We start from the raw sequence: 14,507 nt of genomic DNA, 5'->3' as shown, positions 1-14,507 counted from the left end.
TAACTTAGGGTGATTATACGATCACCAGCTTAGCAGATTAATTAGTATTTTAGTTTTATGAACAGAACCATTTTACGCTTATTCTTTTTTGTAGTTTTTCTTCCGCTAGCCATTACGGTGGATGCACAGAATAAACTTCCGGAGTGGACACTCGGCCCATTTGTACGACCAGAAAATGTAAATCCCATTATTTCGCCAAAAACAGAGAGCATTTTCACGGATCCTATTATCAGGAAAAAAATAGCCTGGGAGGCCGGCGATGTCTTTAATCCTGCTGCCGCTGTTCATCAAAATAAGATTTATGTGTTATATCGCAGTGAAGACCGTTCTGGTACTGGCATAGGTATGCGGACATCCAGGTTGGGAATTGCGGAAAGCAGTGATGGCATTCGTATGAAACGTAGTCCTGAGCCGGTTTTCTACCCGGATGAAGATGAGCAGAAAGCAAATGAATGGCCGGGTGGTTGCGAAGACCCACGCATTGCGGTTACTGCAGAGGGCCTATATGTCATGTTCTATACGCAATGGAACCGAAATATATTCCGCCTTGCGGTAGCTACTTCCAAAGATTTGAAACACTGGACCAAACATGGCCCTGCCTTTAGTAAAGCCTATAATGGTAAATTTAAGGATCTCAAATGTAAATCTGGTTCAATTGTTACTAAATTAGAAAACGGAAAGCAGATCATTGCCAAAATAAACGGTAAATACATGATGTACTGGGGCGAACGTTTTATGAACATTGCCACTTCAACAGATCTGATTAACTGGGAGCCTGCATTAAACGGGAAGAATGAACTGGATATGATTGTGAAGCCCAGGAAACACTATTTTGATAGCGATTTAACAGAATGCGGTCCGCCGGCAATTGTTACAGATAAAGGTATTTTAGTTTTATATAACGGTAAAAACAGGGGTGATGCTGAAAGAGATACCAATTATGTTGCCCATACTTATTCTGCCGGACAGGTTCTTTTTGATCTCAAACATCCCTCTAAAGTGATCGCGCGGTTGGATAAACCTTTTTTCGTGCCTACAGCTCCTTTCGAGAAAAGCGGACAATACCCTTCGGGAACCGTTTTTATCGAAGGGTTGGTTTATTTTAAGAAGAAATGGTTTTTATATTATGGCTGTGCAGATAGCCGTGTAGCTGTGGCCATTTATGATCCCGCTTCCAAAAAATAAGGCACTAAATGCAAGGGTGCAGTATACTACAGGCCCTTGTAAAAATTTAGTTAATACCTGCTTTCAAAATCCTGATAAGCCAGGGCGATCCCTTCTTTAAGCTCAATTTTATGTTTCCAGCCCAAACGATGAAGTTTACTTACATCCATCAACTTACGTGGTGTGCCATCAGGTTTAGTGGTATCGAATACCAGTTCTCCTTTAAAGCCCAAAACAGCTGCGATTAATAAAGCCAGGTCTTTGATGGTTAGATCATATCCGGTTCCAATATTAATCAGGTTTGGCTCATTGTAATTTTGCATCAAAAAATAACAGGCATCTGCTAAATCGTCGGCAAATAAAAATTCGCGCATGGGTGAGCCAGAACCCCAAACCACAACTTCTTTTTCGTTGTTTACTTTTGCCTCATGCACCTTACGGATCAAAGCAGGTAAAACATGCGAATTTTGAGGATGGTAATTATCATTATAGCCATATAAATTGGTTGGCATTACGGAGATAAAATTACAGCCGTATTGATCGCGATAGGCATCGCACATTTTAATCCCTGCAATTTTGGCAATGGCATAAGGCTCGTTAGTGTGCTCTAAAGTGCCTGTTAAAAGGTAATCTTCTTTTAAGGGCTGCGGAGCCATTTTAGGGTAAATGCAGCTCGAGCCTAAAAACATGAGTTTTTTAACGCCATTTACATACGCTTGGTGGATTACGTTATTTTGTATCGCTAAATTTTCATAGAGAAAATCGGCTCTATAAAGGTTGTTAGCTACAATACCACCAACCTTTGCTGCCGCAAGGAAAACATAATCCGGTTTTTCTTTCGCAAAAAAATCAGTAACCAACTGTTGGTTGCGCAGATCGAGCTCTGCTGAAGTTCTGGTAATAATATTTTCGTGACCTTCTTTTTGCAGTTTACGGTAAATGGCTGAACCTACCATACCACGATGGCCTGCAACATATATTTTCGCTTTTTTTTCCACGGTAATTTTTATAGGTTACAAAAATACGATTCCTAAATAAGATTGCCATTAATCTTTGAGGCAAAAGAAACGCCGGTTATTGATTTAATTGTATTTTTGCAGAAAAAAAACTTTTGGGTAAAGATAAACTTAGGCGTTTTGCTGAAATAGAAACATTTGCGAACGTATATCAATTAGAACAAGGGAAAGCTTTAAAGGGGAATTGGGCTTCTGCACATTTTAAAAATACAAATCCCATTGTGCTGGAACTGGCATGTGGAAAAGGTGAATATTCGGTAAATCTGGCCAGGCTTTTCCCCGAGAAAAATTTTATTGGGGTGGATTATAAAGGTAACCGCATTTGGCGCGGAGCCAAAACGGCTATTGAAGATGGGATTGATAATGTTGCTTTTTTAAGGATCCAGATCGAAAACATATTGGACTACTTTAATGAAGGAGAGATTGACGAAATCTGGATTACCTTTCCTGACCCGCAGCCACAAGATAGCCGTGAGAAAAAACGTTTGACATTTCCGGCATTTCTGAACAGGTACAAATTGGTTTTAAAACCCGGAGGTAAAGTTAATCTGAAAACAGATAACGATCAGTTGTATGCTTACACTTGCGAAAAAGTTGCAGAATTGAATTTACCTATACATAAAAATACCGATCATTTGTATACTTCAGATTTGGTTGATGAGGTATTGTCGATCAAAACTTATTACGAGAAAAAATACCTGCTACACGATAAAAATATTAATTATATTCAATTTTCTTTTGAATAATGAACACCAACTTTTACGAACAGGTTTATGAGATTGCCCGGTTAATTCCGAAAGGGAGGGTTACTTCTTATGGCGCTATCGCAAAATGTTTAGGTGCAGCAAAATCATCCAGAATGGTGGGGCATGCCATGCTTTATGCCGGAACAGCCCATCCCCGGGTGCCTGCACACCGGGTAGTAAATAGTAGTGGCCTGCTTACCGGAAAATTTCATTTTAAGCCACCGGAGCTAATGGAAGAGCTGTTGAAAGAAGAAGGTGTTGAAGTGAAGAACGACAGGGTGCTGAACTTTAAAAAGGTATTTTGGAATCCTATGGAAGAAATTACAATATAACCGGTAAACCTCGTTTATAATCAGTAAGGGCAAAAATAATTAAAATCAATAAGCCAAAGCAGGCAAAGAAAATTTCGTCTGTTAAATTCCCTTTAAAAAGTGTAAATGCTAAAATAATGAGAATAGCACTAACGAAAAACTCGATAATACCGTGAAGTTTGAGCGGGATGATTTTAAAAATACCTCCACTAAAATTAGTCATTATCGTTAATAAGAAATGAACGATACCCAATACATAAGTCAGTGTTGAAGCTGTTTTAGAAAGACCAAAGATATCGGGAGAAGCCAATAAGAGCATTATTAACAGGTAATCTAAAACCGCATGGAATTTTGGAGATATTATTTTCATAATCAAATGTTTATAGCCTTAACAAATAACAGTTAAAAAAGATTTTATAATATGGGAAAGCTTGTAGAAGAATTTAATAACTATCGTGAAAAAATGAACGATAGGATTATGGAAACGGCAAATACGAATATCAAACGTTTTTTTGCGCTCGATACTACCTCTTATGCTGATGGGGCTTTGGATGTTAAGACGAAAGAAATGTTGGGCCTGGTGGCCTCTATGGTTTTGCGTTGTGATGATTGCATCAAATACCACCTTGGCAAATGTTTCGATGCTGGTGTAAACCATGATGAAATGAACGAAATTTTCATGATCGCCAATCTTGTTGGTGGTAGCATCGTTATTCCGCATTACCGGAGAGCTGTTGAGTATTGGGATGAACTAAGTTCGGAGTAGGGAGTTTGGAGTTGAGAGTCCTTGAACCAGTCCCACATTGGATTTGGGAGTCAGGAGCATCAGTTAAACTGGTTAGAAAATTTAGTTTAATGTTTTTATATTTAGTTATGGGAACAATTAAGGATTTGCTGGCATATCAGAAGGGATTTAAGCTATCAATGGAGATATTTCAGATTTCTAAGAGATTTCCATCAGAAGAAAAATACAGCTTAACAGATCAAATCAGGAGATGTTCAAGAAGTGTTTGTGCAAATTTAGCAGAGGCTTACAGAAAAAGAAAATACCCAAATCATTTCGTAAGCAAACTCTCCGATGCAGATACCGAAAATGGTGAAACTCAAACGTGGTTAGAATTTGCTTTAGCCTGTAATTACATCTCTACTGACGAATTTAGTATGTTAAATAACCAGGCAGAAGAGGTAGCAAAATTGTTGGTGTATATGATGAATAACCCGGAAAAGTTTCTAATCAAACTCTCTTAATGCCTTGCCTTCGCAACTCGAGCTCCCAACTTTAACCTTACTTCTATGCCAACTCCAAACTCCCAACCCCAAACTCGAAACTTAATAACCCGCTGTTCCTGGGCTGGTTCCGATCCGATTTACATTAAATACCACGATGAAGAATGGGGAAAACCTGTTTATGATGATCAAATCTTGTTTGAATTTTTAATCCTCGAGGGTGCGCAAGCTGGTTTAAGCTGGATTACCATTCTGAGAAGACGGGAAAACTATCGTAAGGCCTTTGCTGATTTTGATGTGAAAAAGGTTGCTGCTTTTACAGAGAAAGATGTAGAACGATTGATGAATGATGAAGGCATTATCCGTAACCGCCTAAAAGTGAATGGTGCCATTACAAATGCTAAATTGTTTATGGAAATCCAGGAAGAATTTGGGCACTTTTCTAAATACATATGGGGTTTTATTCCAGAAGGCAAGCCCATTATCAACCAGGTTGAGACAATGAGCGATGTTCCGGCAAGAACAGAACTGTCCGACCAAATCAGTAAAAACATGAAAAAACGTGGCTTCAAGTTTTTTGGTACTACCATCTGCTATGCATTTATGCAGGCGACAGGTATGGTGAATGATCATTTAATAAACTGCTGCGCAAGGTAATCTATGAAAAAATGATCTTGCAATTTTAAAATCTATTGTAATCCTGGCACTATTTCTTCGTCGAATTATATTCTTTTACCCATTCAATAACATCTCTGCTGTTAAAATCTGTTCCGGCTTCAACTTTGGCTTTTAAAGCGGGCTGATCCCCAATCTTTTGTAACAGGATATTTTTAACTTCCGTCTTTTTAGCCTCTTCAGTTATCGCTCTCATCGGCACTTCCTGTAAAGGCCCTGCACCCGGTTTCTCAATAAAATAGCGAACAACAGGCGCTCCTGCCGGTCTTTCGGGAAATGAGTTTCGTCCGCCGCCGATACTAATGCCACCCCCCATGCCCATACCGCCAAAACCACCGGTTCCTGTTCCAATACCAATTGACGGCCTGAATTTTACCTTTTTCTCTTTCGCCTGCGGCACGAGTGTCCCTCCACCAAAAGAGTAAAGATTAACTGTCCCCATTTCGATTACCTTTACAAAACGATATTCGAAATTACGGCCATTGGCAAACCCTTTGCTCACGAAGCTATCCCCGTTCCAGAAGAAATTTTTAACATCCTTTGCTGGTAAAATCACATCGGCTTCATCATTGGCACTGATAAAAACAGAAAAATAATCCGTGCCTTTTATCGTTCCACGGATAACATCATCATTGTTTTTAACGATAAAATCCTGTGCAAAGAGCTTAGTTAAAGTAAATGAGAAAAGAAAGATAGAAAACAAGAATTTCATATAATCGACTGGCTTTCCACAAATAACGGAACTAAATTTCAAATCTTACTAATTCAGATTAATTTTGATGTTGCCCGTTTCTACATTTGGATGTTCCCTTTGAAAGCTGTTAAATGATTCTTTCATTTTGTTTAAGGCATAGGCTTTAGTGCCACCGATGTTTTTACCCATTGCATAAAATTTATTAATGATGTAAATCTTAAATAGATATTCTTTTATTTCTGGAAAGGCCTGCGTATCCGTCATGACTTTGGCTAAATTTTCCCGGTCAACAAAATTAACCAGACCAGCATAAGAAGCGATATAGTTGGCAACTTTGTTTAGACTGTCCTGTTTTGTTTCAAAGGCATCTTTCGCTGAATTAATATCCTCAATGGCTTTCAATTGTTTAGTAATTTCCCTTGCTAAAATCTCTTTGTTAAGTGCAATCAGCCCTTTAGGTACAAAGAAAGCAGAATCTAATTTATAGGGATCAACAAAAAAAGAAATACGGTGTCTTTTGAATCAGGATTTATAAAGTATATCGATCTACAATCCCTGTAGCTGAATGTTCAGTCTTTCTTCTGTTAAAATTGATCTTTGATCCATCCGGCCAGCGGTAAGAATTTTCCAGTTTGGCCATTCTCATACCCAGATAACTTTTATTCGCTAAATTTTTAAATGCACCGGTACCAATTGGTCGGTCTATCGATGCACCATAGCCGTCATCATTACCTTTCATGTTTTCAAAAGTAATATAGTTAACCAAAGTATCAGATGGAAGCTGAGCTTTAACCCATCCTGTAATCAAGCAAAAGATTAATGTACAAAATATTTTCATAGCGCGTTTTATTTAATGATGATGAAAGTTAAAGAATTCAATAAATTAATTTATTTTTTTTGTTGATAAAGCATTTTAGCGATATGATTAACTTTCTTTACTTTTATCATCCGGTTAGTACATTTAAATGGGCTATCGGTGTAATCATTTAATCAGTGAAATCATAATATGAAAAAACTCTTTCTCCTCGATGGTATGGCGCTAATGTACAGGGCGCACTTTGCGCTCAGTAAAAATCCGCGTTTTACCTCAACAGGCATTAATACATCCGCTGTAATGGGCTTTACCAATACCTTATTGGATGTTTTGAAGAAAGAAAAACCTACACACATTGCAGTGGTTTTTGATACGGATGCACCTACTGAAAGACATACTTCTTTTGAAAGTTATAAAGCGCACCGCCAGGCCATGCCTGAAGATCTGGCTGCAGCAATGCCTTATGTGATTAAGCTGATTACCGGTTTTAATATTCCGGTAATTACTTCTGATGGTTACGAAGCCGACGATATTATAGGTACGCTGGCTAAAAAAGCAGAACAAAAGGGTTATCAGGTTTATTGTATGACGCCTGACAAAGACTTTGCACAACTGGTTTCTGAAAATATTTTTATTTATAAACCGGCCCGTATGGGCAACGATATGGAAATATTGGGTGTAAAGGAAGTATTGGCTAAATGGGAGGTCGAAAACGTATTACAGGTAATTGATATTTTAGGGTTATGGGGCGATGCCGTAGATAATATTCCAGGTATTCCCGGGATTGGAGAGAAAACCGCAAAAGCCCTGATCAAGCAATACGGTTCTATGGAGAATATCATTGCAAACTCCCATGAGCTAAAAGGAAAGCAACGCGAAAACGTCGAAAATTTTGCAGAACAGGGATTAATCTCGAAAAAACTGGCTACTATCCTATTAGACGTTCCGGTTGAACTGGACGAAGCCAGTTTGGAACTTTGCGATCCTAGCCGCGATTTGTTGGAGCCATTATTTACCGAGTTGGAATTCAGGACTTTAGGGCGCAGGGTGTTCGGTGATGAATTCTCGGTAACCACAGCTCGCTTCCAGGAAGGTACTCAAACCGATTTGTTTGGCAACCATTCAGGAGAAGCCATCCAGTATACCAATACATTGGAAGAAGAACCGGCAGAAAAATTACCCGCTAAAACCATTGAAAATACAGAACACAATTATCAATTGGTTGATTCTGCCGAACAACGTGCCGACCTGATTAAATTATTGCTGGCTGAAAAACGGATCTCTTTTGACACCGAAACGACTGGCACCGATGCTAACATGGCCGATCTGGTAGGTTTATCATTCTCCATTAAGCCTGGAACAGGTTATTATATTCCCGTTCCTGCGGACAGAGCAGAGGCGCAGATAATTGTTGATGAGTTTAGAACGGTACTGGAAAATGAAGCTATTGAGAAAATCGGTCAGAATACCAAATACGATATCCTGGTATTAAAATGGTATGGTGTAGAAGTAAAAGGAAAGCTTTTCGATACCATGCTGGCGCATTACCTAATTGATCCTGATACCCGCCATGGAATGGACGTGCTATCGGAAAACTATCTTGGTTACTCACCTATCTCCATTACCAAACTAATTGGGGCAAAAGGTAAAAACCAGCTTACCATGCGTGATGTTCCTGTGGTAGATGTGGTAGATTATGCGGCTGAAGATGCCGATGTAACTTTGCAGTTGGCACATCTCTTTGAACCCAAATTAAAAGAATTAAATGCAGCCAAACTTGCCGAAGAAATTGAAAATCCTTTGGTTTATGTATTGGCAGATATAGAGAAGGAAGGCGTTCGGATTGATATTGAAACCTTACAGGCTTATTCCAAAGAGCTGGAGACTGAAATTATCAAATTCGAACAAAATGTATATGACAAAGCCGGAATTAAATTTAACCTGGCATCACCAAAACAATTGGGAGAGGTTTTATTTGATAAACTTCAGCTGGATCCGAAAGCCAAAAAAACAAAAACCGGTCAGTACCAAACCGGAGAAGATATTTTAATGGCACTGGCCGGTAAAAGTGATATTGTACAGGATATTTTAGATTTCCGTCAATTACAGAAACTTAAATCAACCTATGTGGATGCATTACCATTGATGGTTAACCCTAAAACAGGAAGAGTGCATACCTCTTATAATCAGGCTGTTGCTGCAACAGGAAGATTGAGTTCCAATAATCCTAATTTACAGAATATACCAATCCGTACCGAGCGGGGAAGAGAAGTACGTAAAGCTTTCATTGCAAGAGATGAAAACCACATATTATTATCTGCTGATTATTCACAGATAGAATTGCGCATTATTGCGGAGATAAGCAAAGAAGAGAACATGCTTGACGCTTTCAGCAAAGGGATTGATATCCATACCGCAACTGCAGCAAAAGTATATGGCGTAGGTATTGAGGAAGTGGATGGAACACAACGCAGAAATGCCAAAGCGGTAAACTTTGGGATCATCTACGGTCAATCTGCCTTTGGTTTATCGCAGAACCTGGGTATTCCGCGTAAAGAAGCAGCAGAAATTATTGAACAGTATTTTGCACAATATCCTGGTATTAAACGTTATATGAGCGACACCATGAATTTTGCACGGGAGAATGGATACGTAGAAACCATAATGGGGAGAAGACGTTATTTAAGAGACATTAATTCGGCTAACCAAACCGTAAGGGGTTTTGCTGAACGAAATGCCATCAACGCACCTATACAGGGTTCTGCGGCCGATATGATCAAGATCGCCATGATCAATATCCATAAAGAGATGAAAGCACAGAATTTGAAATCAACCATGACTATGCAGGTGCATGACGAGTTGGTTTTTGATGTGCTAAAATCAGAAAAAGAAGTAATGAAAGCAATTATACAGGATAAAATGGCTAATGCCATCAAGTTAACCGTGCCAATTGTAGTAGAAATTGGCGAGGGAGAAAACTGGCTGGCTGCACATTAAAATTGATAATCAAATGGGCGTAGCCTATCTTAAATCAAAATGTTCGTTATCTTCATTAAAACTTCATATCGATTCAGGAATTTTATATCAACAAAATGAACGAGTAAAACAAAAATCAGAAATTATGAAACCTCGGAGTGAAACGAAGAAGCTTCATAACAATTAAAAAAAATCTAAAAATTATGAAAAAGTTATTGAGTTTAATCGCAATTGCAGCATTTGGTTTAACAACAGCATTTGCTCAAACACCAGCAACAGCCACTCCGGCTAAAGCTAAAACCGTTGTAAAAAAAGAAGTTAAAACAACAACAGCACCTGTTAAAGCAGGCGCAAAACAAGAGGCTAAAAAAGTAGAAACTAAAACGACTACTACCGCTGCTAAACTAAAAGCAGATGGTACGCCAGATATGCGTTTTAAAGAAAATAAAGCAAAAGCAGTAACTAAAGTTGCCGGCCCAACTAAAAAAGACGGTACAGCTGATATGCGTTATAAAGCAAACAAAGCTGCCGCTAAGAAGAATTAGGTTCAGGTTTATAATTTGAAAGGGTCTCCAATGAAGATTGGAGGCCCTTTTTTGTTTTGATGGCACCAGAGAAACGTACTTCAATAAAAAAGCTCGCCCTTGCTTCGTCGGCTGAAAAAGCCTTCTCGCAAGGACGAATTGGTGAAACTATAAACTTATCGTTTCACCAATCGCTGGCAATAATAAAGTTTTCTTTTCGCGCGCAAATTTATCCAGGGCAGTCTGGGTATCAATTTCGATCACCGGGAAAGTATTATAATGCACGCCGATTACCTTGTCGCAGTCGAAATATTTTGTTGCAATCAAGGCATCATCAACATCCATCGTATAATTTCCTCCAATGGGTAAGATGGCATAATCCAGGTTGTAAATATCGGCTAAAACTTTCATCTCGATGGTTAAACCGGTGTCACCTGCAAAATAAATTTGTTTGCCATCTACCTCAAGCACAAAACCGGCAGGATTTCCGCCATAACTTCCATCAGGCAGGCCAGATGAATGTGTGGCAGGTACCATACGTACAGTTCCCCAATCGAAAGTGAATTTACCGAAATTCATTCCGTGTACTTTCTCCACGCCATGTTTCGAAACCCAATCAATAATTTCCGGCATCGCAACAATAGTAGCCTGAGTTTGTTTAGCCAACTCAACCAGGTCTGCTACGTGGTCGGCATGGCCATGGCTCACCAGAATGTAATCAGCTTCAATCGCTTTAATATCGATGTTTTTCGCCAATGGATTGTGCGATATAAAAGGGTCGAATAAAAGTTTTTTACCAGTTGTTTCCAACAGGAAACAGGATTGGCCGTAATAAGTATATTTCATGATTTTAGTATCAGGTAGGTTGACTTAAGTATCAAGATTAATTTTGATGATATATTATTGGCCGAACATGCCGCCCAGGCCGCCCAGCATATCTTGTGCCGATGCCTGCATTTCAGCTGCACTAACCTGCTCGGCACTTGCCATTGCTTTATTGATAGCCGTTAGCAACAGTTCTTCCAATTCTTCTTTATCAGCGCCTTTTAAAAATTCTTCATCAATAGCAACCCCGGTAATGGTTTTGTTTGCCGTTGCAGTAATTTTGATGGCTCCATTTTCAACTTCGCCGTATACCGATATCGTATCCAGGCGTTTTTTAATTTCTTCGGCTTTTTGTTGCGCCGCAAATAATTTATCGAACATAATCGTTTTTTTTATAATAAAACTAAATTCGGCCTAAAATCGTATTGGCCTCATCAAGGAAGCGCTCAATCTTTTTAGTGCCTATAAAGCTTTTAAGGTTTAAAGTGATTGTTTTGTTTTTGGCAGGCACAAAAATCTCTGCCCTAACTTCGGTACCCGAATAAATAAAGTTGGTGGTTTTACGGATCACCTGAAAGCGGATCAGGTCATCAAAAGAATATTCCTTTTTAAAACGGCCGGCAAAGGTTGAGCGGATAATCTTACTTTGGTTTTTATCAAAGCGGATATTGGAGCTTGCTGCGAAAAGAAGCGCCAAGCCGATCAAAGCCGGAAAATAAGTGATCAGTATTTTTTGAAAGGATCCTTCTGTTGATAAAAAGTCGGGACTAAACAATATGGTAACTGTAGCACCGATGAAAATCAATCCAACAATAAAACTTCCTATCTTATTATCGCGCAACAGGTAAACATCGCCCTCCTCTTTGAAAAATCTAAAATCGTAAATGGTCTGTTTAGGGATTATGGGTGCGTTAGCGAACACCAGTTCATCGATTTTTGGCAATACTTCCTGCTGAAAAGCGATCAGGTTAGCCTCAGTAGCTTTGCTATATCCTGCCGAAACCGATAAGCCTCTGCCATGCCGGTTACTGTTTCTAAACAATTTATAATTAAAGCCACTTCCTGATATTTCATATGGTTCTACTGAAGCAATATCATCAAAAGGAATTGACCCAATTGGTAAAAATGCAATCCTTTTATATAAAACCCTGCTGCTCCCATAAAAAAGTACTTTTGTTTCTGCAACAAAGATCAGCATTAAAGGGATCAGTAACAAGATGCCATAATATCCGTTGGTAAAACCCGTGGAATAACGTTCCATTGATTTCGATAAAAAGAAAATGAATGCTGCAAAAAATACAAAAAAAATAATGCCGATAATCCTTAAATTTCCTTTAGGATAGATGGTTAATGTATCTGGTCCGATTATCCATTTTGTTTTCGCCATAAATTTAATCTTCATCCGAGCCAGGCAAACTGCCGTTGCCATGATATGCACCTTTACGTATAATTGGCATATTCAAATGCCTGTAAAGATCATCTAAATGCATCAAACTGCCATTTGTTAAGTTGCCTAAAAATATAACGATAATATTTTTGCTTAAGTCTCTTACGTAAATATGGCGGAAACCATGCCACCAACCCGTATGGTATACTACCTTGTCCATATTCTCGCCATCAAACATTCGCCAGCCATAACCATAGTTAAAATGGCCATTTACTGGCTTATTGCGGCCTAAATAGGCAGAATCGAGACTCTTTTTAGTCAATAATCTACCATTTTTTAAATATTTATCAAATAATACCAAATCATGTATTGTACTATAAATGCCCTTATCTCCAACCGGCCCATCCAAAAAGTTCTGTGCTACAGAATAGCGCCAGGTACGGTCGTGGCCAACTACATCAACCGGGATTTTTTCATATTCCGTTGTGCTATATACGTGTGTATGCTTTAATCCGGCTGGTTTAAACACATGTTCCATCATATATTGAGAATAACGCTGTCCGGTAACCTTCTCAATAATGGCACCTAATACCATAAAATTCGAGTTATTGTAATGAAATCGGTTATCGGGTTTGGTATACGGATTAGGCTTACGCTCGGCAATAACGTTCATTACTTCCTGGTTGGTCACGCCTTTTTTCATGTTGCGTTTTTCTTTACGCCAGATATCATCAATAAAATAAACGTAGTTCATCATACCGCTTCGATGCGAAAGCAATAGCTTTACCGTAATGCCATCATAAGGGAAATTGGGGAAAAACTTTTTTACATTATCATTTAACGAGAGTTTTCCCGCTTCTACCAGCTGCATAATTGCTGTGCCAGTAAATGTTTTGGTAATGGAAGCCAGTTCGAACTCCGAATTGATCTTTAAACTATCTCGGTGGAGGTAATCGGCCCAGCCGATCGCTTTTTCATAAAGAATTTTTCCATCTTTTGCTACCAGCATATTTCCGTTAAATCCGTATTTTTTATGCAGGTTATCTACAAAATCAGCAATCCATTTGTCGCCTTTTTGCGGATTAAAAACCAATAAGAGGCTATCCGCCTTGTCGTCTTCTTTGGTACGGACTTTTTTATCGGCTTCCTTTTTCTCTTCAGATTTTTTGCCTGAGCAGGCAGTTAGTAAAGTTGCGGAGAGGGCTAATGCTGAACATATATATCGAAAATTCATTTATACTGGGGATAGTGTATTTAAAACCCGAAAATTAAAGAATTTTAGACGGTTAAAACGAAAGAGTTTTACACATTTTCGCAATTTTGACCATACCAGCATTCAAATAAATGGCCTTTGCTTCCATAAACAGGATCGCTGTCTGGGTTTTTCACCCTGGCAATGGTTTCATCTGCTTCCGGACGCTCTTCGGCCTTGCCATATTTAATGTCGTAATCTGAGCCATTCGGATAGGCGCCAACAACAGTAAAGTCATCGGTTGAGTTCAGTTTTTTATGGGCTACACCTGCAGGAATAATTACTACATCGCCCTTATCCAATTCTATGCAAACACCATGTTCGCCACCAAATTGTACATCGGCTTTACCACAAAATACCCCCATTACTTCGTGAGTATTGCTATGATAATGGTGATAATCGAAAATGCCATCAATCCAGGCGTTGGTATAACCGTTTTGGGCAAAAACCTTTTTAATCACCTCTTCCGTATCGTTGGGGTGCAACCTGAACGTACCTTTATATATCATCAATGGCAAATTGGGATTGTTCGGGAAATTACCGTTCTCTTCTATTTTATGCGCAACCAGATTAGCCTCTTGTATCAATTTTTCTTTGTCCATGATTTGGGTGTTTTAATGATTAACAAAAGAATTGGCAAAGGGTTTAAAGATATCAGGTTTTTATCCCGCAGATTTAAAGACAGCGGCAGAGCTATTTTCTTTTCTTTAAAGTGAATTTATAATTGATAATTACAGACAGTATAATATGTTTAGTTAATATCTCAATCCATATGGAGAAAAGTGAATGGACTTTCATAACTTTTTAGGTCACAGATTACTAAGAAAATTGTCGAGTTAACTAGTTTTATCAGTGTTCTTTGCGGAATCAGCAGGAAACATCTTTACGTACAGATA

General features: G+C 38.7%; 18 protein-coding genes. 8 read left to right on the top strand and 10 right to left on the bottom strand.

What is annotated here, in order from left to right:
- The first annotated feature begins 57 nt into the window (after positions 1 to 57).
- Positions 58 to 1,185 carry a glycoside hydrolase family 130 protein gene (locus tag ACK1I8_RS17310; protein WP_412466541.1) on the top strand — a complete coding sequence of 376 codons (1,128 nt, stop codon included), beginning with the start codon at positions 58 to 60 and terminating at the stop codon, positions 1,183 to 1,185.
- Positions 1,186 to 1,235: 50 nt separating this feature from the next.
- Here the strand turns inward: ACK1I8_RS17310 and fcl are convergent, their stop codons facing one another.
- Positions 1,236 to 2,162 carry a GDP-L-fucose synthase gene (fcl, locus tag ACK1I8_RS17305; protein WP_412466540.1) on the bottom strand — a complete coding sequence of 309 codons (927 nt, stop codon included), beginning with the start codon at positions 2,160 to 2,162 and terminating at the stop codon, positions 1,236 to 1,238.
- A gap of 113 nt (positions 2,163 to 2,275) precedes the next feature.
- Here fcl and trmB point away from each other — a divergent pair, with 113 nt between their 5' ends.
- On the top strand, positions 2,276 to 2,926 hold the full coding sequence (gene trmB, locus ACK1I8_RS17300) for a tRNA (guanosine(46)-N7)-methyltransferase TrmB (RefSeq protein ID WP_412466539.1): 651 nt from the start codon (positions 2,276 to 2,278) through the stop codon (positions 2,924 to 2,926).
- Positions 2,926 to 3,258, top strand: a complete 333-nt coding sequence (locus ACK1I8_RS17295; RefSeq protein WP_412466538.1) for an MGMT family protein — start codon at positions 2,926 to 2,928, stop codon at positions 3,256 to 3,258. Before trmB ends, ACK1I8_RS17295 begins: the two co-directional genes overlap by 1 nt.
- On the opposite strand, the gene ACK1I8_RS17290 is transcribed toward ACK1I8_RS17295, so the two are convergent.
- Entirely contained in the window at positions 3,248 to 3,607 is a 360-nt protein-coding gene (locus tag ACK1I8_RS17290; RefSeq protein ID WP_412466537.1) for a hypothetical protein, read from the bottom strand. The two genes, ACK1I8_RS17295 and ACK1I8_RS17290, sit on opposite strands and share 11 nt — an antisense overlap.
- A 51-nt stretch (positions 3,608 to 3,658) precedes the next feature.
- Here ACK1I8_RS17290 and ACK1I8_RS17285 point away from each other — a divergent pair, with 51 nt between their 5' ends.
- The 3 genes from ACK1I8_RS17285 to ACK1I8_RS17275 all read left to right on the top strand — a co-directional run bounded on the left by ACK1I8_RS17285 (position 3,659) and on the right by ACK1I8_RS17275 (position 5,121).
- Positions 3,659 to 4,003: a carboxymuconolactone decarboxylase family protein gene (locus ACK1I8_RS17285; protein ID WP_412466536.1), complete on the top strand. Its 345-nt coding sequence runs from the start codon at positions 3,659 to 3,661 to the stop codon at positions 4,001 to 4,003.
- Between the two features lie 107 nt (positions 4,004 to 4,110).
- A complete protein-coding gene (locus ACK1I8_RS17280; protein WP_412466535.1) occupies positions 4,111 to 4,485 on the top strand; it encodes a four helix bundle protein in 375 nt (124 codons plus the stop codon).
- 45 nt (positions 4,486 to 4,530) lie between these two features.
- Positions 4,531 to 5,121 (top strand): DNA-3-methyladenine glycosylase I, encoded by a 591-nt coding sequence (locus tag ACK1I8_RS17275; protein WP_412466534.1) that lies wholly within the window; start codon positions 4,531 to 4,533, stop codon positions 5,119 to 5,121.
- Positions 5,122 to 5,170: 49 nt separating this feature from the next.
- Here ACK1I8_RS17275 and ACK1I8_RS17270 read toward each other — a convergent pair whose 3' ends face one another.
- The 3 genes from ACK1I8_RS17270 to ACK1I8_RS17260 all read right to left on the bottom strand — a co-directional run bounded on the left by ACK1I8_RS17270 (position 5,171) and on the right by ACK1I8_RS17260 (position 6,671).
- Positions 5,171 to 5,851, bottom strand: coding sequence for a hypothetical protein (locus ACK1I8_RS17270; RefSeq protein WP_412466533.1), 681 nt, complete (start codon positions 5,849 to 5,851; stop codon positions 5,171 to 5,173).
- A 48-nt stretch (positions 5,852 to 5,899) separates the two neighbouring features.
- Entirely contained in the window at positions 5,900 to 6,235 is a 336-nt protein-coding gene (locus ACK1I8_RS17265; protein ID WP_412466532.1) for a hypothetical protein, read from the bottom strand.
- A gap of 127 nt (positions 6,236 to 6,362) precedes the next feature.
- Entirely contained in the window at positions 6,363 to 6,671 is a 309-nt protein-coding gene (locus ACK1I8_RS17260; protein ID WP_412466531.1) for a hypothetical protein, read from the bottom strand.
- Between the two features lie 168 nt (positions 6,672 to 6,839).
- Here ACK1I8_RS17260 and polA point away from each other — a divergent pair, with 168 nt between their 5' ends.
- Together polA and ACK1I8_RS17250 are read left to right on the top strand one after the other, a co-directional pair.
- Positions 6,840 to 9,644 (top strand): DNA polymerase I, encoded by a 2,805-nt coding sequence (gene polA / locus ACK1I8_RS17255; RefSeq protein ID WP_412466530.1) that lies wholly within the window; start codon positions 6,840 to 6,842, stop codon positions 9,642 to 9,644.
- Between the two features lie 182 nt (positions 9,645 to 9,826).
- Positions 9,827 to 10,168: a hypothetical protein gene (locus ACK1I8_RS17250; RefSeq protein ID WP_412466529.1), complete on the top strand. Its 342-nt coding sequence runs from the start codon at positions 9,827 to 9,829 to the stop codon at positions 10,166 to 10,168.
- Positions 10,169 to 10,315: 147 nt separating this feature from the next.
- Here the strand turns inward: ACK1I8_RS17250 and ACK1I8_RS17245 are convergent, their stop codons facing one another.
- The 5 genes from ACK1I8_RS17245 to ACK1I8_RS17225 all read right to left on the bottom strand — a co-directional run bounded on the left by ACK1I8_RS17245 (position 10,316) and on the right by ACK1I8_RS17225 (position 14,213).
- Positions 10,316 to 10,993, bottom strand: coding sequence for a metal-dependent hydrolase (locus ACK1I8_RS17245; protein WP_412466528.1), 678 nt, complete (start codon positions 10,991 to 10,993; stop codon positions 10,316 to 10,318).
- A gap of 54 nt (positions 10,994 to 11,047) precedes the next feature.
- A complete protein-coding gene (locus tag ACK1I8_RS17240; protein ID WP_412466527.1) occupies positions 11,048 to 11,353 on the bottom strand; it encodes a YbaB/EbfC family nucleoid-associated protein in 306 nt (101 codons plus the stop codon).
- Between the two features lie 22 nt (positions 11,354 to 11,375).
- The gene (locus tag ACK1I8_RS17235; protein WP_412466526.1) at positions 11,376 to 12,359 is read right to left on the bottom strand and encodes a hypothetical protein; all 984 of its coding nucleotides are present in this window, start codon (positions 12,357 to 12,359) and stop codon (positions 11,376 to 11,378) included.
- 4 nt (positions 12,360 to 12,363) lie between these two features.
- Positions 12,364 to 13,593 carry a serine hydrolase domain-containing protein gene (locus ACK1I8_RS17230; protein WP_412466525.1) on the bottom strand — a complete coding sequence of 410 codons (1,230 nt, stop codon included), beginning with the start codon at positions 13,591 to 13,593 and terminating at the stop codon, positions 12,364 to 12,366.
- 68 nt (positions 13,594 to 13,661) lie between these two features.
- Positions 13,662 to 14,213, bottom strand: coding sequence for a cupin domain-containing protein (locus tag ACK1I8_RS17225; RefSeq protein ID WP_412466524.1), 552 nt, complete (start codon positions 14,211 to 14,213; stop codon positions 13,662 to 13,664).
- Positions 14,214 to 14,507: the final 294 nt, after the last annotated feature.

The organism is Pedobacter sp. KLB.chiD (assembly GCF_047040275.1).
Taxonomy (GTDB): Bacteria; Bacteroidota; Bacteroidia; order Sphingobacteriales; family Sphingobacteriaceae; genus Pedobacter.
The sequence above is the reverse complement of the archived record's forward strand: the minus strand, read 5'-3'. Positions and strand labels throughout refer to the sequence as shown.